This is a genomic window from Streptomyces sp. NPDC004542, assembly GCF_040610035.1.
Classification (GTDB): Bacteria; Actinomycetota; Actinomycetes; order Streptomycetales; family Streptomycetaceae; genus Streptomyces.
The window spans coordinates 1-24,272 of the sequence record NZ_JBEXLP010000083.1; the positions used below are offsets into that span (position 1 = coordinate 1).

Consider the following 24,272-nt stretch of genomic DNA (forward strand, 5'->3'; position numbering starts at 1 on the left):
GTCGGCGGCCAGTTCGACCAGCCGGTGCATCTCGTCGCGGAACGCGGCGAACACCGGTTCCCGACGGGGGGCGGCACGGGTTCACGCCCGCGGACCGCGGCCGGCTCGAGGGCGCGCTGCCCGGCATGGCCGCCCGGGTCGCCGAGGCGCTGCCCGCCGGCGCCCGGCGGGTGCTCGTGCTCGGGTTCGAGGAGCTGATGTACGCCCCGCTGCGGCTGGCCGAGGCGCTGGAGCGGGCGGTGGCGGCCGAGGTGCGCTACTCCACCACCACCCGCTCGCCCGTGCTCGCGGTCGACGACCCCGGTTACGCGATACGCAGCCGAATCGTTTTCCCCGCCCATGACGACCCCGCCGACGGCCCCGGCGAGCGCTACGCCTACAACGTCGCGGGCGCCGGCTTCGACGCGGTCGTCGCCGTCGTCGACTCGGTCGCCGACACCCCCGCGCTGCACGCCCCGCACGGCCTCCTGGCACGACTGGCCGAGCACGTCCCGTACGTCGTGCTCGGCGTCGTACCGTCGTACGTCCCCGAGCCCCCGCACGCCCCCGAAAGGCCACCCATGCTGCCCGAGCCCCTCCGCGGCCCCGACTTCTCCTCGTATCCGCCCGAGGAGGTCGGCTGGCTGCTGCGGGACCTGTCGGACGTGACGCTGGAGGCGCCGACCGAGGAGCGCGAGGAGGCGATCCAGAGCGGCGGGGCGCACTACGCGGAGTCGCTGCCCGTCGAGTACCAGCCGAGCGAGCACTACCAGGCGCTGTTCCACGCCGCCCTGGAAACCTCCGCGGCCCGGCTCGCGCGGGCCGTCGGCGTCGTGACCGAGACCGTGATCGCCGAGCGGTCGCCCCGCCCGGTGCTGGTCTCCCTGGCCCGCGCGGGTACCCCCGTCGGCGTGCTCATGCGCCGCTGGGCGCAGTTCCGGCACGGCCTGGAGCTGCCGCACTACGCCGTGTCCATCGTGCGCGGCCGGGGCATCGACGCCAACGCCCTGCGCTGGCTGGCCGCCCACCACGACCCCCGGGACGTCGTCTTCGTCGACGGCTGGACCGGCAAGGGCGCCATCACCCGGGAGCTCGCCGACGCGCTGAAGGAGTTCGAGGACTCCGACGGGATCACCGGTTTCGACCCGGAGATCGCGGTGCTGGCCGACCCTGGCTCGTGCGTGCGGACGTACGGCACCCGCGAGGACTTCCTCATCCCCTCCGCCTGCCTCAACTCGACCGTCTCCGGCCTGGTCTCCCGCACCGTGCTGCGCGCGGACCTGGTGGGGCCGGGCGACTTCCACGGCGCGAAGTTCTACCGCGAACTCGCCGGGGCGGACGTGTCCGTGGCCTTCCTGGACGCGGTCTCCGCCCGCTTCCCGGAGGTCGCCGACGGCGTCGCCGAGGCCGTGAAGGAGCTGGCGGCCGGTGACCGCACGCCCACCTGGGAGGGCTGGCGGGCGGTGGAGCGCATCAGCGAGGCGTACGGCATCCACGACGTGAACCTGGTCAAGCCGGGCGTCGGCGAGACCACCCGCGTGCTGCTGCGCCGCGTCCCGTGGAAGATCCTGGCCCGGGCCGGGGCGGGCCGGGACCTCGACCACGTGCGCCTGCTGGCGGCGCAACGGGACGTACCCGTCGAGGAGGTCGACGAGCTGCCGTACACCTGCGTGGGCCTGATCCACCCCCGGTACACGCGCGGCGCGACCGGCGCCGACGGCAAGGCGGTGAACGTCTGATGCCGGTGCTGGTGGCGAGCGATCTCGACCGTACGCTGATCTACTCCTCGGCGGCCCTGGCGCTGACCATGCCGGACCCGCGGGCGCCCCGGCTGCTGTGCGTGGAGGTGCACGAGAGCAGGCCGCTGTCGTACATGACGGAGACGGCGGCCGGGCTGCTCACCGATCTCGGGGACGCGGCGGTGTTCGTGCCGACGACCACCCGTACCCGCAAGCAGTACCAGCGCATCAACCTGCCGGGCCCGGCACCCGTGTACGCGATCTGCGCCAACGGCGGCCATCTGCTGGTGGACGGTGTCTCGGACGGCGACTGGCACCGGCGGGTGACCGAGCGGCTGGCCGGCGAGTGCGCGCCGCTCGCCGAGGTGCAGGAGCACCTGCTGCGGACCGCCGACCCGCTCTGGGTCCGCAAGCACCGCGTCGCCGAGGACCTCTTCGCCTACCTCGTCGTCGAGCGTGAACTGCTGCCCGAGGACTGGGTGAAGGAGCTCGCCGTGTGGGCGGAGAACCGCGGCTGGACGGTCTCCCTCCAGGGCCGCAAGATCTACGCGGTGCCCAAGCCGCTCACCAAGAGCGCCGCCGTCCGTGAGGTCGCCCGCCGCACCGGCGCGGAGCTCGTCCTCGGCGCGGGCGACTCGCTCCTCGACGCCGACCTGCTGCTGGCCGTCGACCGGGGCTGGCGCCCGGGCCACGGCGAGCTGGCCGACACCGGCTGGCGGGCGCCCGGCATCACCGCCCTGCCCGAGCGGGGGGTGCTGGCGGGGGAGCGGATCACCCGTGAGTTCCTGAAGGCCGTACGGGCGCCCGGGTGACCTGCCCCGGCAGCCGCCCGCCGGGTGTCACCGCCCGGTGGGCGGGCTCAGCCGCAGCAGCCGCCTCCGCAGCACCCGCCGCCACCGCCGCCCGCGCGCGGCGCGGATGCGGGAGCGGCCGCCGAGCCGCCGACCGCGACCGTGGAGAGCAGCTTGACCGTGTCGTCGTGACCGGCGGGGCAGGCCGCCGGGGCGGCGGAATCGGCCATCGGACGGCTCAGTTCGAAGGTGTCGCCGCAGCTGCGGCAGCGGTACTCGTAGCGAGGCATGGGGACAGGCTAACGGGAGGGGCGGTGGCAGGGGCGACTCAGAGTTTCATTACTGTTGGTTTCTGTCGGGCACTAGTGCGGAGATTTTGAAAAGATCGCTGATAATTTGTGAGTACCGCGAGGGGCCGCAAGACCGGAAGAACCGGGGGAAGAGGGGGGCGTACGCCGCGTGAGCGGTGGTCCAGTCCACCCGCTGAGTCTACCCGCGCGCAAGACCGAGTGCGGAGGGAGACACAGGAGTGACCGAGGCAGGACAGGGGGAAGGCGCCCCCGAGGAGGGCCGCCGTCCCCGGGGCCGTCGTGTCGGGCCGGACGAGCGCCCCGCGGCGGGTTCCTCGCTGCCGCCGGACGAAACCATGCAGCTGAAGGTCGACGCCCTGCGCAAGGCGGACGAGACCATGCAGCTGAGCGTCGAGGCCCTGCGCAAGGACGCCGCCCGCAAGGAGGCGCTCGAGGAGAAGGCCCCTGACGGCGACAGGGGCGCCGAAGGCAAGGGCACCGGCGGCAGGGACGGCGGCGACGAGGACGCGCCGCCGAGACCCGACGAGACCATGGCGCTGCGCGTGTTCCGGCCCCGGGAGACCGCCCGCCCGCCCGGCCGCCGCGCCGACCGGCGCAAACCGCGTGGCGGACCCGCGCTGCCCCCGGCCGTTGCTCGTGTCACCGCCGCCGTCACGCAGTACCTCGCCCCGCTCGCCGCCCGCATATCCCCCTACGCCCGCACACTGAAGCCGGTCTACCCGCGCCCCGGCCGTACCGGCTGGCGCCGCTGGATACCCTCCTGGCGGCAGTGGCTGGGGGCCTGGCTGACGGCGATCGGCCTGACCGGCATGTTCCTGGTCGTCGCCTACGCCGTCACCGACATACCGGACAACCTCAACACGTACGCCACCCAGCAGGACAACGTCTACTTCTGGTCCGACGGCACGCCCATGGCCCGCACCGGCTGGGTGCAGCGGCAGGCGATGCCGCTGAAGGACATACCCGAGGACGTCCGCTGGGCGGTCCTCGCGGCGGAGAACGAGAGCTTCTACAGCGACCCCGGCATCTCCGTGAAGGGCATCACCCGGGCCCTGTGGCGCACGGTCGGCCAAGGGGACACCGAGGGCGGCTCCACCATCACGCAGCAGTACGTCAAGAACGTCTACCTGACCCAGAACCAGACCGTCAGCCGCAAGTTCACCGAGGCGATGATCTCCCTCAAGCTCGACAACAAGATGAGCAAGGACCAGATCCTCGAGGGATACCTCAACACCAGCTGGTTCGGCCGCGGCACCTACGGCATCCAGCGCGCGGCCCAGGCCTACTACGGCAAGGACGTCAGCAAGCTCAACGCCTCCGAGGCCGCCTGCCTCGCGGGCCTGCTCAAGGGCGCCGGCCTCTACGACCCCACCCTCAGCCAGGCCAACCACAAGCGGGCCGTCGAGCGCTGGTCCTGGATCCTGGACCGGATGGTCAAGATCGGCAAGCTGTCGCCGCGGGAGCGGGCCGAGTACAAGACGTTCCCCGAGCCGCTGAAGAGCAACCCGCTGTACGACACCGGTGAGCAGAGCGACTACCTGGTGGAGCTGGCGTCCCAGTACGCCAAGAAGTCCGCGCACCTCACGGACCAGGAGTTCGACCTGGGCGGCTACCAGATCTACACGACCTTCGACCGCAAGCGGGAGAAGGTGCTCACCGACGCCGTCTCCAAGGCCCGCAAGCAGGCCAAGCAGGACCACCCCAAGGAAGCGAGGACCGCGCACTACGGAGCCGCCTCGGTGGCCACCGACGGCCGGATCCTCGCCGTCTACGGCGGCCCCGACCACCGCACCCAGGGCTTCAACGAGTCCAACGCGACCACCGTCGAGGCCGGTTCTGCCTTCCAGCCGTTCGTCTACGCCGCGGGGCTCGAGCACGGCGTCGTCAAGCAACGCAACGGCATCCCGAGCCCCATCACGCCCGAGACGGTCTACGACGGCAACGACGGCCACATCGTCACCACCCCCGAGGGCCCCTACTGGGACCGCAGCGGCAAACGGGTCACGGCCCACAACGACGGCGGCAAGTCCTACGGGCCGATCACCCTGGACAAGGCGCTCGCCCAGTCGGTGAACGCGCCCTTCATGCAGCTCGGCATGGACACCGGCCTCGACAAGGTGACCCGCACGGCCACCGCCTCCGGCCTGCTCGCCTCCACCATCGGCCGGCAGGTGCCCGCGCTGTCCCAGGGCAGCTCCACCCCCAGCGCGATCCGGATGGCCAGCGGATACGCCACGTTCGCCGCCGACGGCAAGCACACCGAGCCGTACTCGGTGCGCCGGATCACCCGCAACGGCGCCCGGGTCCCCCTGGCCACCCCGCGCCCGCAGCGCGCGGTCGGCGCGGAGGTCGCCCAGGACGTCAGCCGGGCGCTCACCGAGTCCTTCCGCCTCGCCCACCCGGCCGCGGCGCCCGCCACGGCCGAGGTGTCCGGGAAGGCCGGAACCACCGAGGACGACACCGCCTCCTGGTACACGGGCACCGCCTCGTCCGTGACCACCGCGGTCGTCGTCTACCGCATCGATCTGGCCAAGTCCCTGGAACCGCTGCCCCTCAAGGGACTGGCCGGCACCACCATGGACGGCGTCCCGTACGCCGTATGGTCCAAAGCCATGGGAATCGGCTGATCCCGGTGGCCGTCCCGCAACCCGCCGCCCGCCTCGCAGAATGAGCCCCGCATGACCCGCACAAAGTCGTCGTCCGGCCGCCGCCGCAGGGCCAAGGCCCGTCCCGCCCCCCGGGCAACCCGCCCGCAGGTCATGACCCTCGCCGCCCTGCTCGTCGTGGCGTCCGTCGTCGCGGGCTTCCTGGTCCTGACCCGGCCGGACCACACCGAGCCCACCGCCGCCGCGGGGTCGAGCAAGAACGGCACCAAGACCGCCCCCAAGAACTCCGCGGAACCCACGTGGGACGGCAAGACCAAGATCCTCGGGGACGGCTCCACCTCCTACACCGGCCCGCAGAAGGGCCAGCTGAAGCCGGTTCCGCTCAAGCCGGGCGAGCGGCCGCCCCAGTTCGTCGTCTTCTCCTGGGACGGCGCGCTGGAGGGCAGCGACCACCTCTTCTCGCACTACCGGGAGCTGGCCAAGGAGTACAACGCCCACATGACCTTCTTCCTCACGGGCATCTACCTGCTGCCCAAGGCGAAGAAGGACCTCTACCACGGCCCGATGCACAAGCCGGGCGACGCCGCCATCGACTACGCCACGGACGAGCACATACGCACCACGCTGGAGCAGCTCCGGCTGGCCTACAACCAGGGCAACGAGATCGGCACCCACTTCAACGGCCACTTCTGCGAGGCCAAGGGCGGCGGCGACTGGAGCGTCGAGCAGTGGAAGAGCGAGATCGACCAGTTCTACTCCTTCGCGGAGCACTGGAAGACCAACACCGGCTTCAAGGACATTCCGGCCCTGCCCTTCGACTTCAGGAAGGAGGTCGCCGGCGGCCGCGCGCCCTGCCTGGAGGGCCAGCCCAACCTGCTGAAGGCCATCAAGAGCTACGGCTGGCGCTATGACGCCAGCTCCCCGGGCGACTTCCAGATATGGCCGACGAAGAAGAACGGCGTCTGGGACTTCCCGCTCCAGCTGCTCCCGTACTCGGACCGCAACCAGGCCCTGTCGATGGACTTCAACTTCCTCTACAACCAGTCGGGCGGCGAGACCCAGGGCGACCCGTCGCAGTACTCCACCTGGGAGCAGATGACCGTCGACTCGTACATGAAGGGCTTCGACCGGGTCTACTACGGCAGCCGGGCGCCGCTGTTCATCGGCAACCACTTCGAGGACTGGAACGGCGACATCTACATGAAGGCGATCGACCAGGTCATCAAGAACGTCTGCACCAAAAAGGGCGTCAAGTGCGTTTCCTTCAAGGAACTCTCCGACTGGATGGACGTGCAGAAGCCCTCGACGCTGGCCGCCCTGCGCAGCCTCGACCCGGCGCAGAGCCCGAACTGGTCGGCGGTCGTCAAGTGACGCCTGTAACCCGTTGATTCCACTTGTGCATCCCCCTTCACAACCGGCTCACATCCCGTGCGAAGATGCCATCTCCCGGTAGGTGTACCGGTGTAGAGGGGAACAGCATTGAAATCGAGAAAACTGAGCCGTAAGCGCAGCCGCGCGGCCATAGTCACGGCCGCTGCCGCCTCCGTGGTCGCCGGGGTGGCCCTGGTGCCCAACTGGAGCGCGGGCGCGGCGGTCGTCGACGATCCCACGGTGGACGCGGCGACCAAGGCGACCTTCCAGCGGCTGGCCGACGCGGTCTTCACCGACCGTACGGATGCCCTGGTGAAGGGGGGCGGAAACAAGCGGACCACGTCCCGTTTCACCGGCGACGTGAAGATGTCCGCCTCGCAGAACAGGCAGGAGAGCTCCGCGCTCACCGAACTGCGCGACCGCAAGACGCGCCTCGCCGAACTCGGCGAGAAGTACAGCGCCGGCAGCACCCGGGTCACGCTGGACGCGACGCGGGTGACCGGCCGCACCGCCAAGGCCGACGTCACCGAGACCACGACGCTGACCTACACGAAGGTCAAGGGCAACGAGCCGAAGACCACCGGTTTCCAGGCCCACCACGAGCTGACGTTCAAGGCGGACCGGCAGGGCACCTGGCAGCTGACCGACGTCCAGGACACCGACAACGGCTACATCGCCGTGAACCAGGTGGCCCAGCAGCCGGTCGCCGTCAAGGCCAGCACCGCCCCGGCCGACGACAACCCGCCGGAGGCGACCCGCTCGGCCACCACGCGGCCCGCGCCGGCCAACCCCAAGAACATGACGGCCAGCGGCTACGACTACAAGGCCATGGTGGCGTACGCGACCAAGTACTGGAACAACTACAACAAGGACTACCCGGACTTCAACGGGCACGGAGCCGGCGGCGACTGCACCAACTTCGTCAGCCAGTCCCTGAAGGCCGGTGGCTGGAAGCACGTACCCGGCTACACGTACGACTTCCACAAGTGGTTCGGCAACGCCGACATCCAGTCGGACTCGTTCGTCGGCGTCAACGAGTTCTCCTGGTTCGCCCTGTCCTCCAAGCGGGTCACCAGCCTCGCCAACGTCTACCAGGCGGACATCGGTGACGTCGTCCAGATGGACTTCAACAAGGACGGCGAGAAGGACCACACCATGATCGTCACCTACCGCAGCCCGCAGGGCGTGCCGTACGTGACGTACCACTCCACCAACACCTACAACCGGTCGGTCGCGAGCCTCGTCGCGTCCTACCCGAAGGCCGCGTTCTACGCCTACCGCACCTGACCCTGCGGCCCCTGGCGGTCCTGCCGCCCCAGCGCCAACCGCTGCTCCTGCGGCGGGGGTTCGGGGTGGCGGGCCCGCCAGTACGGATTGTCGTGCGGCAAGGACGTACCGACCCTGCCGTACATCCCGAAGGCCATCAGCAGCAGGCCGACCACGAAGCTGAACAGCACGTTCTGGATCCTGAAGGCCAGGAAGTTGTAGTCGGTGTCGAGCAGCCCGAGGGTCAGGAAGCCGTTCAGGATGAACAGCACGCCGAGGACCATGTTGACCGTGGAGGCGAAGTTCCCGCCGATCACCATGCCGACGAGGAGCAGCAGCCCCACGGCGATCGACAGGACGCTGAGCGTGCCGTTGGTGTTCAGGCCGATGACGGTGTCCCCGCCGGTGTCGAAGAACCCGATGTGGTCCATGACGCCGAAGATCCCGAAGACCAGCAGGAACACGCCCATCAGGCCGGCGCCGACCCGGTAGACGGTGTTCAGCCGGTGGTCCACGGGCAGGTGCTCGTCGAACCTGATCCGCCGGCGGTTTCCCGAGTGCACTGTGTGCGCGGCCATCTCCGCCTCCCTGTCCGTGCGGGCGCAGAAGGTACGTCTCCCAATATCCGCCCGCCCAGCCCCGACGGCAAACGGCTCAGTGGCCGCCGCCGCGTTCCTCGCGGATCTGGGAGACCACCCGGTTCACCGTCTGCCGGACCGCCTCGGTCTCGGTCAGGAAGTGCCAGTAGTCGGGGTGGCGGCCCTCCAGCGTCACGATCGCGCGTTCCAGACGGGCCACCGAGTCGTCCAGGGGCCGGGCGTGCCGCGGGTCGGGCGTCGTCCGGCCGGTCATGGCCAGCCGCTGCGCGTCCCGGATCGCGAAGCGGGTCCGCTCGATCTCCTGCTGCGGGTCCTTCTGCACGGCGTTCAGCCGGGCCAGCCGGTCGCCCGCGGCGGACACGGCCTCGTCGGTGGCGTTCAGCAGGGCCCGCACGGTCGACAGCAGCGAGGTGGCGTCCGGCCAGCCCTGGGCGTCCCGGGCGGACTGCGCCTCCGACAGCTTCCGCTCGGCCTGCCGCACGTTCTCGGCGGCCTGCTCGGGCACGTGCTGCAGGTCCTGCCAGCAGGCGGCGGAGAACCGGCGGCGCAGTTCGCTGAGCACCGGCTCCACCTGGCCGGCCCGGGTGGTCAGCGCCTGAGCGCGGGTCCGCAGGCTGACCAGCCGGTGATCGATCTCGGCGGCCTTCTCCGGCAGCCCCGCGGCCGCCGCCCGGACGGCCTCCGCCTCGCGCTGCACCCGCTCGGCCCGTTCCAGCGTCTGTGGCACGCCGTGCTGCCCGGCGCCCTGGTTGAGCCGGGTCAGCTCCGGGGAGAGGGCCGCGAGCCGGGCCGCGAGGTCGTCGGCCCCGAGCCCGGACTCCCGTACGGCGTCCAGGGCGTTGGACGCGGCCAGCAGCGCCTGCCGGGCCCGCTCCACCGCCGGGGCCAGCCGGGCCAGCTGCGTCTCGGCCTTGCCCAGCAGCGGCCCGAGAGAGCCGCTGAAACGGTCCAGCTCCTGCTTGACGCCGACCAGTTCGTCCTTGGCGGCGCTCAGCTCGGCGCGGGCCCGGCCGGCAGCGGCGGCCTCCAGGTCGTCCCGGTCCAGGTCGTGCGCGTCGACGGCCTCGATGTAGCGGCGGCTGACCTCGTCGATCCGCCGCCCGAGCGTCTCGAAGTCCGCGACCGCGCGGCGGGCCGCCGGGGAGTCGTCCACGGCGGTGATCGTCTCTATGGAGATCCGCAGATCGCGCTGGGCGGTGTCGAGCTCGTAGAACGCGGCGGCCGCGGCGTCCTTGGCGGCCTGTGCCTCGGCCCGCTGGGCCTCCGCCCGGCCGCCGAACCAGCCACGGACCGGACCGGGGGTCCTTCGGGGTGTCGCCGCCACATCCCTCTCCTGTGCCGTGTTGTGCTCTGCGCGCCGTCATTGTCCCACCCGTGGTGAACGAACACACGGGCCGGTGAGTTCGCGGTTTCCCAAGCTCGCCGCCACGGGTTTGCGGGGCACGGCCCCGGGCAATGTAGGCTGTCGACTCGTCGCGGGTGCGTAGCTCAGGGGTAGAGCGCCTGCCTTACAAGCAGGATGTCGGCGGTTCGAAACCGTCCGCGCCCACCGTGGGGAAGACCCCGGCCGGTCCCGGCCGGGGTCTTCCGCTGTCAGTCGCCTTCTCCCTCTTCCTTTTTCTCCGCCTCTTTCTCTGCTTCGTTCGCGTGCTTGAGCATCATGCGGGCGTCGACGCGGTCGCTCGCTGTCACCTCCGACCAGAAGCGGTGGCAGCTGACGAAGACCGCCAGTTCGTGCTCGCGCTGCCGGAGCTTTTCGACCTCGGCCTGTTCGTCGGGCGTCCAGCCCGGGGAGGCCGGGCGCTCCACCTTGCGCCAGCCGCCCTCGTCGCTGAAGCCGTCCAGCGGCTCGACCGACCAGGGCAGCCGCTTCAGCAGGGCCGAGAGCTCGGCCCTGACCTGATGCAGCTCCTCCTGACCGGCGAGGAGGTCACTCGGAAAGTCATAGGTCGCAGCCACCAGGCAATGCTACGCCTGTTCGATTTTGGGAGGCGAGTTCGTTCGGGAGGTTCATGCGAACGAGTCGGCTCGTCGGCAGGCCCGACTCGGCCGCGAGCGTGCCCAGGGCTTCCCGGAGGGTCTCCCGCTGTGCGGGGGAGAGCCGTTGCGTGATCTCTGCCCTGCTCGGTCTCCACCGACGGGCTCAGGGGAGACTGGGAGCATGTGCCGGAGCATCAAGACACTGCGCCCGCCCGTGTCGGCCGAGGAGGCCACGCAGGAGGAGATCCGGGCCGCCGCGTTGCAGTACGTGCGGAAGGTCTCCGGGTTCCGGGCGCCCGCCGCCCACAACCGCGAGGTGTTCGAGCGAGCCGTGGAGGCGGTGGCGGAGGCCACCGCGGAGCTGCTCGGCGCACTGGAGGTGCGTGGGCGCGGAGCCCCGTCGTCCTAGCCCGGGCCCGGGAGCGCCGGAGGGTGTCGGCTGTTCGCCGTGGAGCGTGCGCGAGGGCGGCGGGCCGTGTGAGCTGAACCGGTCGGGCTAGGCCGGCTGGCGGCGCATCACGTACGCCGCCCCCGCGCCGGCGAGGAACAGGGCCGCCAGGGACACTCCCGTGGCCAGCCAGGTGGCGCCCAGCCACTGCGCGCCGAAGTAGCCGAGGGCGACGCTGTAGGCGGCCCAGGACAGGCCGGCCAGGGCGGACCAGGGGAGGAAGTCGCGGGCGCGGCGGTGCGCGGCGCCCGCGCAGAAGGAGACGACGGAGCGGCCGGCGGGGGCGAAGCGGGCCAGGACGACCAGGAGGCCGCCGCCCCGGGAGAGGGCCGCGCCGAGACGTGCCTGTGCTGTGGTGAGGCGGCGGGAGCGGGCGATCGCGCGGTCCAGCCGCTCTCCGCCCCGCCAGGCGAGCCGGTAGGCGACGAGGTCGCCGAGGAGGGAGGCGGTGGCCGCCGAGAGGATCAGGGCCAGGATGTCCGGCACGTCGTGCGGGACGGCTCCGGCCGCCGCGTTCGAGCCGGCCGCGGCCGCGGTCGCCGCGGTGATCACCAGCACTCCGCTCGGCAGCACCGGCAGGAAGACGTCGAGGAGTACCGACACGGCCACCATGGCGTAGATCCACGGGCCGGCGGCGGTCACCGCTGCCAGTGACCCCACGTTCTCGAACACGACTACTCCCCGTTGCTCCCCCGATGACAGCCACCCAGCGTACGCCCGAGGTGTGACAGCAGGTACGTAGGGGGCTGACGTGACGGTGCCCTCCCCGGCCGCGCGGGGGAGGGCACCGTGAGCGTGGGCGGGTCAGGCCGTTACCGTGGCCCGCTCCGCCGTCGGCTCCTCGGCGCCGGAGGTGCGCCGGGCCACCAGCCGGTCGAGAGCGAAGGCGCCCGAGCCGGTGAAGACGAGCAGGAGGAAGGACCAGCAGAACATCGCCGCCGGCTCGCCACCGTTCTGGATCGGCCACAGGGCGTGCTTCTGGTGGATGTCGAAGTACGCGAAGGCCATGGAGCCCGAGGCGATCAGCGCCGCGCCGCGGGTGCCGAGGCCGAGCAGGACCAGACCGCCGCAGACCAGCTGGATGACGGCCGCGTACCAGCCGGGCCAGGTGCCCGCGTCGATGGTGCCGCCGTGCGTGCCCATCGCGCCGCCGAGGACGCCGAAGAGCGAGGCTGCGCCGTGCACGGTGAAGAGCAGGCCGACGACTATCCGGAACAGGCCGACGGCATAGGGCTGAGCGGCGTTGAGGCGTGCGGACATGGGGGGTTGCTCCTTCGGTTGTCGGTCGGACCGGTCGGGGACGGACCGGTCGGGTGGGGGGCGGCGGTACCGAACGAGAGACCCAGGTTATGAGCGCTTCACGAGTGCTTGCAAGTTCAACATTTGGCCATGGTTCTCCCTCCGTTCACGGTTCCGTCCTTGCCGCAGCTGCATGTGGGAGCGCTTCCACGCTCGTGACGACTTCCGAAAGTGTGTCCGAAATCATTCCTATGTGTGGCCTGTGACCTGTGGCCATCACCGCCGACCGGCGCGCGCGCCGGTCGGCGACCCGTCCGCGATCGCAGCGCGAACGGCCTTGTGGAGAAGGTCAAGTGACGGGGCATCAGGCACTGGCCGGCCGCCGTCGGTGTCGCCCCCGCCCTCCGGTCACCCGGTACTGATGACGGACTCCGTCACGGTCTCCAGGGTCCCGGCCCCGTCCGGCCCCCGGCCCGGCCGCGCCCGCTCCAGGCGCAGCCGGGCCGAGCGCCCGCGCAGGGTCAGGGTCATCAGCTGGTTGCCGAACCACGGCCCGCCCGTCCTGCGCCAGGTCACCGGCGGCCGGGGACAGCCGCCGTGCCGGGCGAAGAGCCGGCCGAGGAGGCGGGCCGGGGCGCTCCAGCCGGCGCGGAAGCCGATCCGGATGGAGGCCGGCACGGAGTTGTGGACGGGGGAACAGGTCAGTTGCAGGACCCGCGCCTCGGGCGGCCGGGCCGGCCAGGACGGCTCGGCGGTGTAGGCGTGGTGGACGTCTCCGGACAGCACGCAGAGCGTCGCCGGCGCCCCGGGGCCCGATCCGGCCTCGGCGAGCAGCCCGGCCAGGTCGGCGAAGGACTGCGGGAAGGCCGCCCAGTGCTCCAGGTCGGCCCGGCGGCGCAGCCTCTCGCCGAACCGCGCCCAGCGCGGGCCCCGCACGCCCCGGCACAGGGCGGCGTCCCATGCCTCGACGTCGTGCACCAGGTGGGGCAGCAGCCAGGGCAGGGAGGTGCCGACGAGGAGGTGGTCGCAGCCGCCCCGGTCGTCCAGCGCCGCCTCGCGCAGCCACCGCGCCTCGCCGGGGTCGAGCATCGCGCGGCGGTCCTCCGCCAGCACCCGTGCCGCGCGCGAGTCGGCCATCAGCACGCGTACGCGGCCGAGATCGCGCCGGTAGCTCCAGCGGACCGAGGCCGGGTCGGCGTCGGCGCGGGCGGCGAAGGCGCGCAGGGCGTCGGTGCCGTCGGCGACGGCGAGCACGGACGCGTAGACGGGGTCGGCCGCCAGCTCGGCGGGGGAGAGGTTGCCGATGTGCTGGTGCACCCAGTACGACATCAGCCCGCTCAGCAGCCGCTCCCGCCACCACGGGGTGTCCCGGATGTCGGCGAGCCAGGCGGCGGAGGTGTTCCAGTCGTCGATCACGTCGTGGTCGTCGAAGATCATGCAGCTGGGCACGGTGGACAGCAGCCAGCGCACCCGCGGGTCGAGCCAGGACTCGTGGTAGAGCCGGGTGTACTCCTCGTAGTCCGCCACCTCGCCGCCGGGTGCCTCGTCCAGGTCGCGGCGGGCGGCCAGCCAGCGCCGGGTCGCGGCCGAGGTCTCGTCGGCGTACACCTGGTCGCCGAGCAGCAGCAGTACGTCGGGCCGCTCGCCGCCCGGGTCGGCCGCCAGGCGGGCGGCGAGGCAGCCGAGGGCGTCGGGGCCGACCGGGTCCGTGCCGCCGGCCGGGGCCGCGGCCCAGCGGCAGGAGCCGAAGACGACGCGCACGTCCTGTTCGCCGGTGGGAACGGCGATGACGGAGGGCGGGAAGCGGGAGTCGGGCAGCGGCCAGACGCGGGTGCCGTCGAGGAACACCTCGTACGGCACCGACGTGCCCGGTGCGAGTCCGGTCACCGGTACCAGGGCGTAGTGGTGGCCGGCCACCTGGAAGGTGCGGGCCGTGCCGCCGGCGCCGTCCGCGCAGCGCACCTCGGCGGCGCACGGACGGCTCGCCTCGACCCAGACGGTCGCGCACCCGCCGTCGACGTACCTCAGCAGTGGTCCCAGGCGCAGTCCGGCCACGGCGATCACCCTCCTCCGTCGCCCCGTACGGTACGGAACGGCGGGGGAGGGTGGGGAGGCCTCGTCAGCAGCTCGCCAGGTAGTTCGTGAGCGCGGTCTTCTCGGCGGAGTCGACCGAGAGGTCGTAGTAGTACTTGACCTGGACCCAGGCGCGCACGTAGGTGCAGCGGTAGGACGTCAGCGCGGGCATCCAGTCGGCCGGGTCCTTGTCGCCCTTGGCCTGGTTCACGTTGTCGGTGACGGCCAGGAGCTGGGGGCGGGTGACGTCGTTGGCGAAGGCCTCGCGCTGGGCGGTGGTCCACTGGCTCGCGCCGGAGTCCCAGGCCTCGGCGAGCGGCACCAGGTGGTCGATGTCGACGTCGGAGGCGGCGGTCCAGGTGGCGCCGTCGTACGGGGAGTACCAGCTGCCGCTGGTGGCGGTGCAGGCGGAGTTGGTGACGACGTTCGTACCGTCCCGCTTGAGGATCCACTCACGGGTGTTGCAGGTGCCGCTGATGGTGTCCCAGGTCGGGAACAGGTCGCGCGCGTAGCCGGTGCGGTTCTCGGTGGCCACGGTGAGCGAGGCGAGGTAGCTGCGGGCGGTGGCGGCGCTGACCGGGGTGGGGAGGGCGGCGGAGGCGCTCGGGGAGTTGAAGAGGGCGGCGGAGGCCAGCAGGCCCGTGAGGGCCGCCAGTATGCTCAGCCGTCGACGCGCGTAGAACCTTGCGGAGCGAGCCATGTGGACTCCCTTGTGGAGTGGGGGTGGTGGAGCGCGGGCGTGGGAATGCTCGCGGCGCGGCGTTGCGGGGAGGTGTGCGCCGGGTAAGAAGGTAATGTCGCGTACATGACACGACAAGATCTGGGTGTGAACTTTCCGGCCCCGGGGCCGGTGGGGGCGTCACGTACCATGGAGGCCGTTGAAGGGGAGTAGCTCTTCGCCGGACCGTCGACATACTGCTCAGCCAGCCTGAGCCGGCGCCCGGAGGCGGATCCCGTGCGGACCGCCCAGCGAGACCTTCGGCAAGCAGTGCACGCCCGTGCCCCACGGCACGGGCGCCGAGTGCGCTGCCGTGCCGAGGTGTCTCCTGTGAGGTTCAGCACTCTCGGCGGGGCAGCCCTGACCGATTGAGGGATTTTGCTCAGCATCACCGTGACGGCGCTCGTCTTCGGCGTCGTCTTCCTCGCCGAACTGCCGGACAAGACCGCGCTCGCCGGGCTCGTCCTCGGCACCCGCTACCGCGCCTCGTACGTCTTCGCGGGCGTCGCCGCCGCCTTCCTCCTGCACGTCGTGCTCGCCGTCGCGGCCGGCAGCGTGCTGACCCTGCTGCCCCAGCGGATCGTGCACGCGATCACCGGTGTCCTCTTCCTCGGCGGCGCGGCGGTGCTGCTGCTGAAGAAGGGCGAGGACGAGGAGGAGATCCGCAAGCCCGCCGACCAGTCCTTCTGGAAGGTGGCGGGCACCGGCTTCACGCTCATCCTCGTCGCCGAGTTCGGCGACCTCACCCAGATCATGACCGCGAACCTCGCCGCCCGCTACGACGACGCCCTGTCCGTCGGGCTCGGCGCGGTGCTCGCGCTGTGGGCCGTGGCCGGGCTGGGCATCGTCGGCGGGAAGGCCCTGATGCGGCGGGTGCCGCTGCGGCTGATCACGAAGATCGCGGCGGCGCTGATGCTGGCGCTCGGGGCGTGGAGCCTGTGGGAGGCGGCGGCGGGCTGAGCCGAACGGACGGTGAATCTTCGCCGGAATGGTGGCGGGACCGCGCGCTCTTTTGTACCGTAGAGAAACAAAGTGGCTCCCGCCCGTTCTCCCTGACCGGCGGGCGGGGCACTTTGTTCTTTTTCCCGGGGTCTTTCGTCATGGGAGCTGCCGATGCCGGCCACCGTCCTCACCGCCCGCGCCCTGCTGCTCGACATGGACGGCACCCTCGTCGACTCCGACGCGGTCGTGGAGCGGATCTGGCGGCGCTGGGCCGAGCGGCACGGGCTGGACGCGGACGAGGTGCTGAAGGTCGTGCACGGGCGGCAGGGGCACGCGTCGATGGCGGTACTGCTGCCCGGCCGGCCCGCCGCGCGGAACCTCGCGGACAACGCGCGCATGCTCGCGGAGGAGACCGCGGACACCGACGGCGTGGTCGAGGTGCCGGGGGCCGCCGCCTTCCTGACCGCCCTGCGGGGTGCGGAGGTGCCGCACGCGCTGGTGACCTCCGCCGACGTGCCGCTGTCCACGGCGCGGATGGCCGCCGCCGGGCTTCCGCTGCCGGACGTGCGGATCACGGCCGAGTCCGTGGGCGCGAGCAAGCCCGACCCCGAGGGCTTTCTGAAGGGAGCCGCCGAACTGGGTGTCGCTCCCGCGGACTGCGTGGTGTTCGAGGACTCCGGGGCCGGGATCGCGGCGGGGCGCGCCGCGGGGATGCGGGTGGTGGGAGTCGGACCGCGGGCCCGGTTCCACCGGCCGGACGCGGCCGTGCGGGATCTGCGGCAGGTGCGCGTGGAGGCGGCGGGTGACGCGGGGATCCGGCTGCACGTCGGCCCTTAGGGTCGGCTGTGGCTGTGGCTGTGGCTGTGGCTGTGGCTGTGGCTGTGGCTGGGGTTGCGGTCGCGGCGGGCGCGTGTCGTCCGGCGCGCGCCGCCTGGGGCCCCCAGGCCTTCGGCCCTCCGGGCGCTGGGGGAGACACGACGGCCCGCGGCGCTTCTCTACGGCTCCGACGTCTCCGACTCCAGTTTCGTCCGCGTCGGGACGTCGTACACGCCCGGCTCGTCGGCCTGGATGCCCCGGGTCCACTGGTAGGTGCGGACGGAGGTCTCGACCTGGCTGGAGTACATGCCGTCGGCGTTGCCGACGTAGAGGCCCAGCTGGCCCAGGCGGAGCTGGAGCTCGATGACCTCCGGGCCCCGGTCGCCGGGGCGCAGTACCGGGCCGGGGCCGGTGGCCGTCGGGGCCGCTGTGCCGGAGCGGGTGGCCGTCGGGGCGGGTGAGGCCGAGCCGGTGAGGGTGGGGGACGCCGACGCGGGCGAGGACGAGGGGGACGCGGTCGAGGACGGGCTGGTGCTCAGGGGCGGGGTGGAGGAGGCGGACGCCGGGCCGGACGAGGAGGCGGACGCCGAGGCCGTGGGTGCCGAGGCGCTCGACGTCACGTCCGGGACGCCTTCCCGTACCTCCTGGGGTGCCGCCCCGTTCCGCGACGGGGTCACGTAGGAGAACAGCGTGAAACCGGCCACCGCGAGGACCGCGAGCAGGGCCGCGCCGGCGGTGACCAGCAGGGTGCGGCGCCGGCGGGGCCGGGTTCCTCCGGTGCCGGCGCCGGAGGCCTCGAGGTGGCCGAGCCGGTCCTCGGGCAGGTCCCCGGGCAGGTGCTCGTACGGGTCCTCCAGCCGGTCCGGGTCCACCGGACGGAGCGGCGCCGTGTCCGCGGTGTCCGCTGTGCCCGGGTTGCCCTCGGTCCCCGGCGAGCGCGGCGGCACCGTGGAGTCGGCGGGGGCGCCCAGGTCGACGTACGGACGTATCCGCAGCGGGTCGAAGTCCTCCGCCGCGGCCGCCTCGGCCGTCCGTGTGTCGAGCAGGGCTTCGGCCGCCCGCTGGGCGCAGTCGCACGACGGGGCGTCCGGCCCCCGCGGCGCGCCGCACTCCGGGCATGGGTGCCCCTTCGGTCCTGTCACGCTTTCGTTCCCTCCCCGCAGAGATCACCGACCCCAGGGCTCCACAGATTATGCAGAATTTCCCCACACTCCGCCGACGGCCCCCGGGCGGAGCACCGTCACGGACAGGACTCAACAGGCCATAACGGGTGACACCGACGACGATGGAAGGTGCCACACGAGCCGCGGGAGGTCTCCATGGCCCTGGAAGCGCACGGCGCGACGAGGAAGCCGCCGGGTCCCGACGACGCCGAGCACGTCCGCGGCAACGTCCTCGTCTCGATCGGTGCCCTGCTCCTCGGCCTGCTGCTGGCGGCCCTCGACCAGACGATCGTGTCGACCGCGCTGCCGACCATCGTCAGCGACCTCGGCGGCCTGGAGCACCTGTCGTGGGTCGTCACCGCCTATCTGCTGGCCTCGACCGCCGCGACCCCGCTGTGGGGCAAACTCGGTGACCAGTACGGGCGCAAGAAGCTCTTCCAGACCGCGATCGTGATCTTCCTGATCGGCTCCGCGCTGTGCGGCATGGCGCGGAACATGCCCGAGCTGATCGGCTTCCGGGCGTTGCAGGGCCTGGGCGGCGGCGGACTGATGGTGCTGTCGACGGCGATCGTCGGCGACATCGTCCCGCCGCGCGAGCGCGGGCGCTACCAGGGGCTGTTCGGTGCCGTCTTCGGCGCGACCAGCGTGCTCGGCCCGCTGCTGGGCGGGGTGTTCACCGAGCACCTGAGCTGGCGCTGGGTGTTCTACGTCAACCTGCCCGTCGGCGTCGTCGCGCTCGCGGTGATCGCCACGGCCCTGCACATCCCGCGCCGGGCCGCCCGGCACGTCATCGACTACCTGGGCACCTTCCTGATCGCCGCGGTCGCCACCTGTCTGGTGCTGGTCGCCTCGCTGGGCGGCACGACCTGGGGCTGGGGCTCGGCGCGGATCGTCGGACTCGCGGTGCTGGGCGTCGTCCTGGCCGTCGCGTTCGTCGCCGTGGAGCGCGGGGCCGCCGAACCCGTCCTCCCGCTGAAGCTCTTCCGCATCCGCACCTTCACGCTCGCCGCCGTGATCAGCTTCGTCGTCGGCTTCGCCATGTTCGGGGCGATGACCTACCTGCCGACCTTCCTCCAGGTCGTGCACGGCGTCTCGCCGACCATCTCCGGCGTGTACATGCTGCCGATGGTGTTCGGCCTGCTGCTGTCCTCGACCGTCTCCGGGCAGATCGTCAGCCGCACCGGCCGCTGGAAGGTCTTCCCGATCGCGGGCACCGGGGTGACCACGATCGGCCTGCTCCTGCTGCACCGGCTCGACGAGGACAGTCCGACGGCGGAGATGAGCGTGTACTTCTTCGTCTTCGGCCTGGGGCTCGGCCTGGTCATGCAGGTCCTCGTCCTCATCGTGCAGAACGCCGTCTCGTACGAGGACCTCGGCGTCGCCACCTCCGGTGCCACCTTCTTCCGGTCCATCGGCGCCTCCTTCGGCGTCGCCGTCTTCGGCTCCGTCTTCGCGAGCCGGCTCGCCGACAACCTCGCCGCCGCCTTCCGGGGCGCCCGGCTGCCCGGCCGGCTGACCGTCGCCGCGCTGGAGTCCGACGCGCGCGGCATCGCCGCACTGCCGCCCGTCCTGCGCCGGGCGGCCCTGCACGCGTACGCGTCCTCGATCACCGAGGTGTTCCTGTACGCGGCTCCCGTCGCCCTCCTCGGCTTCGTACTGGCCTGGTTCCTGAAGGAGGACCGGCTGCGCGGCTCGGTCACGGCACCGGACGTCTCGGAGACCATCGCCCCCAACCCGGTCGAGCGGTCCTCGTACGACGAGGTGTGCCGCGCGCTGTCCCTGCTCGGCACCCGCGAGGGGCGGCGGGAGGTCTACCGGGAGATCACCGAGCGGGCCGGGTACGACCTGCTGCCCGGGACGAGCTGGCTGCTGCTGCGGATGCGGCGGTACGGCTCGGTGGAGCCGGGGATGCTCGCCGAGCGCACCTCCCTGCCGCTGCGCGTGATACTCGAGGCCGCCCGGCAGGCCGAGGTGCGCGGGCTCGCCGTGCGGGCGGGCCCGGACCTCAGCCTCACCGACGCCGGCGTCGTCGTCGCCGAACGGCTGGCCAGGGCCCGCGAGGAGTCGCTGGCCGAACTGCTGGGCGACTGGTGGGGACCGTCCCGCCCCACCGACCTGGACCGGCTGGTGCGGGAGCTGACCGACGAACTGTGCGGCTCTGAGCGGGAGCGGCCGCACAACGGGTCGGTCGCGAAGGTCAGTTGAGGTCCTTGCGGAACCAGTGCTCGGCGTAGACGCCGGCGTTGTGCGGCTCGGTCTCGGCGTAGCCGAGCCGGGCGTACAGGGCGCGGGCCTCCACCAGGTCGGTGCGGGTGTCGAGGACCATCCGCGCGGCGCCGAGCGAGCGGGCCGCGTCCTCGGCGGCGGCCACGAGGAGCGCGGCGCCGCCCCTGCCGCGCATCCCCTCGTACAGGAACACCCGGGTGAGTTCGGCGGTGGCCGGGTCCAGGAGCCGCACGCCCGCGCTGCCGGCGGGCTCACCGCCGTACCGCGCCACCAGCAACCGTCCCGTGGGCGGCGCGAGTTCGGCGCCCGTGGTGGCCGCGATGCACCGCTCCAGCTCCTCCGGCCCGGTCCGCCGCCCCTCGTGCAGCAGGTACTACCAGCGGTCGCTGACCTCGGTGTAGTACGCCCGCCAGAGGGCGGCGGCGACGGGGGAGTCCACGGGCTCGGGAGCGACGGTCCAGGTCATGCCAGTCATGCCTGCATTGTCGGGACGCGGTGGGCACCCGGCGCAACCGGATATGCGTGGCCCCGGGCGACCGCCGCCGACAGCACACCGCTCGCCTTCGCTGACTGAGCGTCGTTTGTGGGCCGTCTTCCGGGCAACCCGAGCACAGAACCGGCCTACGGGGCCGACACACCGGAAGGCAGACATGTCCACAGGCTTGATCATTGCCCTGATCGTGATCGTGGTGGCCGTGGTCCTTGTCGCGGCCGCCCTGACCCTGCGGGCCCGCGGCGGGAACGGCGGGCGGAACCTCAGGCGGCGCTTCGGACCCGAGTACGACCACGTGCTGGCCCGGCACGACGGCGACACCAAGGCCGCCGAGCGCGAGCTGACCGAGCGGCTGGAGCGACACGGCGGACTGCGCGTGCGACCGCTGGAGCCCGCGGAGCGTGAACGGTTCGAGGCCCGCTGGGCGGCGGCCCAGGAGCACTTCGTCGACTCGCCGCGCGAAGCGGTGGCGGAGGTCGACCGGCTGATCGCCGACGTGGCCGGCGCCCGCGGGTTCCCGGACGGCGGGCAGTACGAGGAGCAGCTCGCCGCGCTGTCCGTGCACCACGCCGGGAACGTGCAGGGGTACCGGCGCGTCCACCGCGCCGCCACCGCGACCGGCACCCCCGGTACGGCCGAGGGCGGTTCGGGCGCCGACACCGAGGAACTGCGCGCGGCCGTGCTGGAGGCCCGGGACCTGTTCGCGGACCTGACGCGTTCCGGCCAGCGCACCGCGGTCTCCCACAAGGCGCAGGGCTCCCACCGGACGAGCCCGCTCCACCGGCACCAGGTCGCGGAGAGGTGACCGGCATGACCGACATGACCCGCCACGGCACGACCCCGCCCGAGGGCCGCACGCCCACGACCGGGACACCGACGGACGAGACGACGAGGACCCAGACGCCGATGACCGAGACGCCGATGACCGAGACGCCGATGACCGCCACGCCGACGAACGAGGTACCGGGGAGCGGGAAGCACCCGACCGAGGCACGCGGGACCGGGACGCCCACGACGCGGAAGCCGACGGCCGGGACGCCGACGGCCGGGACACGCGGGTCCGAGAGGCCCCCGGCCGAGGCGCGCGGGACGGAGACGCCCCCGGCCGAGGCCCGAAGGGACGGCGTGACGCCCGTGACGCCGGTGACGCCCGTGAGCCCCCGGGCCGCCGCCGGGGAACGGGGCACCGCCACGCCCGCGCCCACGGCCTCCGCTTCCTCACTCGTCCCGCACGAGGAGACCGACAAGCTCGGACAGCGGTTGCACCACGCGGTCGCCGGGTTCGTGGACGAGCCCCGGGACGCCGTGGAGGAGGCCGACCGGGTGCTGGAGGAGATAGCCGCCCGCTTCACGGAGGCGGTCACCCAGCGCCGCCGCACCCTGCGCACGTCCTGGCAGTCCACCGGCGACAAGCCCGGTGCCACGGCCGACACCGAGCAACTCCGGCTGGCCCTGCGGGACTACCGGGAAATGGCGGAGCGGCTGCTACACCTGTGACCCGTCAGCGGCACCCGGCACGGTGTCCGCAGTGCCCGCCGTATCCGCAGTGCCCGCCGTGTCCGTAGGACCCGCCCTGTCCGCAGTACCAGCCGTACCCGCAGCAGCCGCCGCCCGGCGCTCCCGCCACTCCCGTACGACATCCTCGACGTCGTACGGCTTCATCCCCAGCGGGGGGCCGGGCGGCGGCTTGAACATCATGTCGCGGAGCTTGACGTTCACCGCGTCGATGATCTTCCGCGCCATCCGCTCCGAGGGCGCCGCGAGCGCCGCCGCGAGCGCGTCCTCGGCCTCCTTGCGCAGGGCCAGGGCCGGCGGCAGGAACGCCAGCCCCTCCCGGACCATCTTGCGCCTCACCCACCAGAGTTCGTCGTACGAGCTCTCGAGGTCCTTCGGCAGCGGCTTGCCCGCACCGGGCAGGTCGTCGAACTCGCCGCGCCGCTCGGCATCCCGGATCTGCTTGTCCGTCCAGGACTCGAACGGCACCCCCGGTGGCTTTCGCTCGGTCATGAGGCCATTGTGCCGGACGCCGCCCGCCCGGGCGTTTTATCATGCGGCGGCGGAGCGCCAATCCGGCCGCCGCACCAGCACCTTCCAGGGGGAACGCACGTGCTCGAACTCACGATGGCCACCGTGTCCGCGGCGGACGCGGGCGCCACGGCCGGCATGACGATGGCCGACGCCCCGAGCGAACCGGGTGCCGCGCTGCGGGTGGGCCGGGACGGGGCCGTGTGCCGTCTGGTGACACCCGAGGACTGGCTGTTCGTCTCCCGGGTCCACCTGGAGTTCCTGTGCGGGCCGGACGGCGGCTGGCAGGTGTCCTGGCTGCGCGGCTCGCAGGCCGACCCGTCGTCCGAGGTCCGGCTGACCGTCGGCGAGTACGCGCAGACCATCGCCTACGGCGGCACCGTACGGCTGCCCCGGGGAGGCTCCGGCGAACTCATCATCCAGGACCGTACCGCCCCGCGCAGCGTGAACGTGGGTTTCTACCACGAGGCTTGAGGCCCCCGGCCCCAGGCCCCCGGCCGACCTCAGGCCAGCACCCGGGCCAGGGCGAAGCCGTCGTAGCCCTTGCTGCCCACCGTCTGGATCGCCGTGCCGGTCAGCCGCGGGTGTGCGGCGATCAGCTCGATGGCGGCGCGGGTGCCGCGTACGTCCGGTTCGATGCTCTCCGCGTCCACGACCCGGCCACCGCGTACGACGTTGTCGATGATGATCAGACTGCCCGCACGGGTGAGCCGCAGCGCCCACTCGACGTAGTGGGCGTTGTTGGACTTGTCTGCGTCGATGAAGACCAGGTCGAAGGGGGCCGGGTTCTCGTCGGCCAGCTTGGGCAGCGACTCCAGGGCCGGCCCCACCCGTACCTCGACGATCTTGTCCAGGCCCGCGCGGGCGATGTTGCGGGTGGCGACCTCGGCGTGCTTGGCGCTGTACTCGAGCGAGACCAGGCGGCCGTCGGCCGGCAGGGCGCGGCCGAGCCAGATGGTGCTGTAGCCGCCGAGCGTGCCGATCTCCAGGATGGTGCGGGCGTCCTGGATCCGGGCGAGCAGCTGGAGCAGTTTGCCTTGGTTCGCGGTGACGTTGACGTGCGGCAGCTGGGCCGCCTCGCTGTCGCGCAGCGCCGCCTGGAGCGCCTCGTCGTCGGGCGAGAGGTGGCTGGAGAAGTAGAAGTCGACATCGTCCCAGAGCTGCGACCCGCTCATGCGTCCACTGCCTTTCCGTGTCCGGTACGTGCCGAGTACCCGGCGCACCTCGGGCAGCCACGCCGGTGCCCCGGCCACCTTACGCACCCGGCGGGCGCGGATCACCTGCCGCTCGGGCGTGTCCGGGCACGGCCGGTGCGCACCAGCCCGTCCGGCGCTCGAGGACGAGGCCGCTCAGGCCGACGGGGTCCGGGCGGAGCCCCGCGGGGGGCGGGGCGGAGCGCCGACGGGGTTCAGGGGGCGCAGCCCCGGGGGCGGGAGCGGAGCCCCGGCCCGACGGGGGGCGGGGTGCGGAGCCGCGGCGGGGGTGCG

The 24,272-nt window shown here is 72.4% G+C and carries 22 protein-coding genes, 1 tRNA gene and 2 pseudogenes; 13 read left to right on the plus strand and 12 right to left on the minus strand.

Going from position 1 to position 24,272, the window contains the following annotated elements; genetic code table 11:
• Together ABZX30_RS30740 and ABZX30_RS30745 are read left to right on the plus strand one after the other, a co-directional pair.
• The coding region (locus tag ABZX30_RS30740; protein WP_355939292.1) for a cysteine protease StiP domain-containing protein at window positions 1-1,718 on the plus strand (1,718 nt) is incomplete at its 5' end.
• Window positions 1,718-2,530, plus strand: coding sequence for an HAD family hydrolase (locus ABZX30_RS30745; RefSeq protein WP_355939294.1), 813 nt, complete (start codon window positions 1,718-1,720; stop codon window positions 2,528-2,530). The genes ABZX30_RS30740 and ABZX30_RS30745, both read left to right, overlap by 1 nt.
• 47 nt (window positions 2,531-2,577) lie before the next feature.
• Here ABZX30_RS30745 and ABZX30_RS30750 read toward each other — a convergent pair whose 3' ends face one another.
• Window positions 2,578-2,799, minus strand: coding sequence for a zinc ribbon domain-containing protein (locus ABZX30_RS30750; RefSeq protein ID WP_355939297.1), 222 nt, complete (start codon window positions 2,797-2,799; stop codon window positions 2,578-2,580).
• A gap of 551 nt (window positions 2,800-3,350) precedes the next feature.
• On the opposite strand from ABZX30_RS30750, the gene ABZX30_RS30755 reads away from it, so the two are divergent.
• The 3 genes from ABZX30_RS30755 (at window position 3,351) to ABZX30_RS30765 (ending at window position 8,084) form a co-directional block, all read left to right on the plus strand.
• Window positions 3,351-5,447: a transglycosylase domain-containing protein gene (locus ABZX30_RS30755; RefSeq protein WP_355939354.1), complete on the plus strand. Its 2,097-nt coding sequence runs from the start codon at window positions 3,351-3,353 to the stop codon at window positions 5,445-5,447.
• 51 nt (window positions 5,448-5,498) lie between these two features.
• Window positions 5,499-6,797, plus strand: coding sequence for a hypothetical protein (locus tag ABZX30_RS30760; protein WP_355939300.1), 1,299 nt, complete (start codon window positions 5,499-5,501; stop codon window positions 6,795-6,797).
• Window positions 6,798-6,905: 108 nt separating this feature from the next.
• A complete protein-coding gene (locus tag ABZX30_RS30765) occupies window positions 6,906-8,084 on the plus strand; it encodes an amidase domain-containing protein (protein ID WP_355939303.1) in 1,179 nt (392 codons plus the stop codon).
• Here the strand turns inward: ABZX30_RS30765 and ABZX30_RS30770 are convergent.
• The gene (locus tag ABZX30_RS30770) at window positions 8,072-8,641 is read right to left on the minus strand and encodes a DUF4383 domain-containing protein (RefSeq protein ID WP_355939305.1); all 570 of its coding nucleotides are present in this window, start codon (window positions 8,639-8,641) and stop codon (window positions 8,072-8,074) included. The genes ABZX30_RS30765 and ABZX30_RS30770 overlap by 13 nt on opposite strands.
• 76 nt (window positions 8,642-8,717) lie before the next feature.
• Window positions 8,718-9,986: a hypothetical protein gene (locus ABZX30_RS30775; RefSeq protein WP_355939308.1), complete on the minus strand. Its 1,269-nt coding sequence runs from the start codon at window positions 9,984-9,986 to the stop codon at window positions 8,718-8,720.
• 153 nt (window positions 9,987-10,139) lie between these two features.
• Between ABZX30_RS30775 and ABZX30_RS30780 the strand changes: the two genes are divergently transcribed.
• Window positions 10,140-10,211: transfer RNA gene (locus ABZX30_RS30780), tRNA-Val, on the plus strand.
• A gap of 44 nt (window positions 10,212-10,255) precedes the next feature.
• Here the strand turns inward: ABZX30_RS30780 and ABZX30_RS30785 are convergent.
• Window positions 10,256-10,621 (minus strand): hypothetical protein, encoded by a 366-nt coding sequence (locus ABZX30_RS30785; RefSeq protein WP_355939311.1) that lies wholly within the window; start codon window positions 10,619-10,621, stop codon window positions 10,256-10,258.
• 202 nt (window positions 10,622-10,823) lie between these two features.
• Here ABZX30_RS30785 and ABZX30_RS30790 point away from each other — a divergent pair, with 202 nt between their 5' ends.
• Window positions 10,824-11,051, plus strand: a complete 228-nt coding sequence (locus ABZX30_RS30790; protein WP_355939314.1) for a DUF2277 domain-containing protein — start codon at window positions 10,824-10,826, stop codon at window positions 11,049-11,051.
• Between the two features lie 87 nt (window positions 11,052-11,138).
• Here ABZX30_RS30790 and ABZX30_RS30795 read toward each other — a convergent pair whose 3' ends face one another.
• The 4 genes from ABZX30_RS30795 to ABZX30_RS30810 form a co-directional block, all read right to left on the minus strand.
• On the minus strand, window positions 11,139-11,762 hold the full coding sequence (locus tag ABZX30_RS30795) for a VTT domain-containing protein (RefSeq protein ID WP_355939317.1): 624 nt from the start codon (window positions 11,760-11,762) through the stop codon (window positions 11,139-11,141).
• Window positions 11,763-11,894: 132 nt separating this feature from the next.
• On the minus strand, window positions 11,895-12,350 hold the full coding sequence (locus tag ABZX30_RS30800; protein WP_355939320.1) for a DoxX family protein: 456 nt from the start codon (window positions 12,348-12,350) through the stop codon (window positions 11,895-11,897).
• 387 nt (window positions 12,351-12,737) lie between these two features.
• Window positions 12,738-14,384 (minus strand): alkaline phosphatase D family protein, encoded by a 1,647-nt coding sequence (locus ABZX30_RS30805; protein ID WP_355939323.1) that lies wholly within the window; start codon window positions 14,382-14,384, stop codon window positions 12,738-12,740.
• 64 nt (window positions 14,385-14,448) lie between these two features.
• Window positions 14,449-15,102: an HNH endonuclease family protein gene (locus ABZX30_RS30810; protein ID WP_355939326.1), complete on the minus strand. Its 654-nt coding sequence runs from the start codon at window positions 15,100-15,102 to the stop codon at window positions 14,449-14,451.
• Window positions 15,103-15,498: 396 nt separating this feature from the next.
• Here ABZX30_RS30810 and ABZX30_RS30815 point away from each other — a divergent pair, with 396 nt between their 5' ends.
• Together ABZX30_RS30815 and ABZX30_RS30820 are read left to right on the plus strand one after the other, a co-directional pair.
• Complete coding sequence (locus tag ABZX30_RS30815; RefSeq protein WP_355939328.1) at window positions 15,499-16,080, plus strand: TMEM165/GDT1 family protein; 582 nt, start codon at window positions 15,499-15,501, stop codon at window positions 16,078-16,080.
• Window positions 16,081-16,233: 153 nt separating this feature from the next.
• A complete protein-coding gene (locus ABZX30_RS30820) occupies window positions 16,234-16,899 on the plus strand; it encodes an HAD-IA family hydrolase (protein WP_355939331.1) in 666 nt (221 codons plus the stop codon).
• Window positions 16,900-17,057: 158 nt separating this feature from the next.
• Here ABZX30_RS30820 and ABZX30_RS30825 read toward each other — a convergent pair whose 3' ends face one another.
• A complete protein-coding gene (locus ABZX30_RS30825) occupies window positions 17,058-18,020 on the minus strand; it encodes a peptidoglycan-binding protein (protein ID WP_355939334.1) in 963 nt (320 codons plus the stop codon).
• 177 nt (window positions 18,021-18,197) lie between these two features.
• On the opposite strand from ABZX30_RS30825, the gene ABZX30_RS30830 reads away from it, so the two are divergent.
• Entirely contained in the window at window positions 18,198-20,246 is a 2,049-nt protein-coding gene (locus ABZX30_RS30830) for an MDR family MFS transporter (RefSeq protein ID WP_355939337.1), read from the plus strand.
• Here ABZX30_RS30830 and ABZX30_RS30835 read toward each other — a convergent pair.
• A pseudogene (locus ABZX30_RS30835) lies at window positions 20,239-20,733 on the minus strand (GNAT family N-acetyltransferase). The gene ABZX30_RS30830 and the pseudogene ABZX30_RS30835 overlap by 8 nt on opposite strands.
• A gap of 184 nt (window positions 20,734-20,917) precedes the next feature.
• Between ABZX30_RS30835 and ABZX30_RS30840 the strand changes: the two are divergent.
• Together ABZX30_RS30840 and ABZX30_RS30845 are read left to right on the plus strand one after the other, a co-directional pair.
• Window positions 20,918-21,565, plus strand: coding sequence for a hypothetical protein (locus ABZX30_RS30840; protein WP_355939340.1), 648 nt, complete (start codon window positions 20,918-20,920; stop codon window positions 21,563-21,565).
• 116 nt (window positions 21,566-21,681) lie between these two features.
• Window positions 21,682-22,257, plus strand: coding sequence for a hypothetical protein (locus ABZX30_RS30845; RefSeq protein WP_355939357.1), 576 nt, complete (start codon window positions 21,682-21,684; stop codon window positions 22,255-22,257).
• A gap of 105 nt (window positions 22,258-22,362) precedes the next feature.
• Here the strand turns inward: ABZX30_RS30845 and ABZX30_RS30850 are convergent.
• Window positions 22,363-22,767 (minus strand): annotated as a pseudogene (locus ABZX30_RS30850) (DUF1992 domain-containing protein); the annotation flags it as partial.
• Window positions 22,768-22,866: 99 nt separating this feature from the next.
• Here ABZX30_RS30850 and ABZX30_RS30855 point away from each other — a divergent pair.
• Complete coding sequence (locus ABZX30_RS30855) at window positions 22,867-23,259, plus strand: hypothetical protein (protein WP_355939343.1); 393 nt, start codon at window positions 22,867-22,869, stop codon at window positions 23,257-23,259.
• 29 nt (window positions 23,260-23,288) lie between these two features.
• Here the strand turns inward: ABZX30_RS30855 and ABZX30_RS30860 are convergent, their stop codons facing one another.
• On the minus strand, window positions 23,289-23,960 hold the full coding sequence (locus tag ABZX30_RS30860) for an O-methyltransferase (RefSeq protein ID WP_355939345.1): 672 nt from the start codon (window positions 23,958-23,960) through the stop codon (window positions 23,289-23,291).
• Window positions 23,961-24,272: the final 312 nt, after the last annotated feature.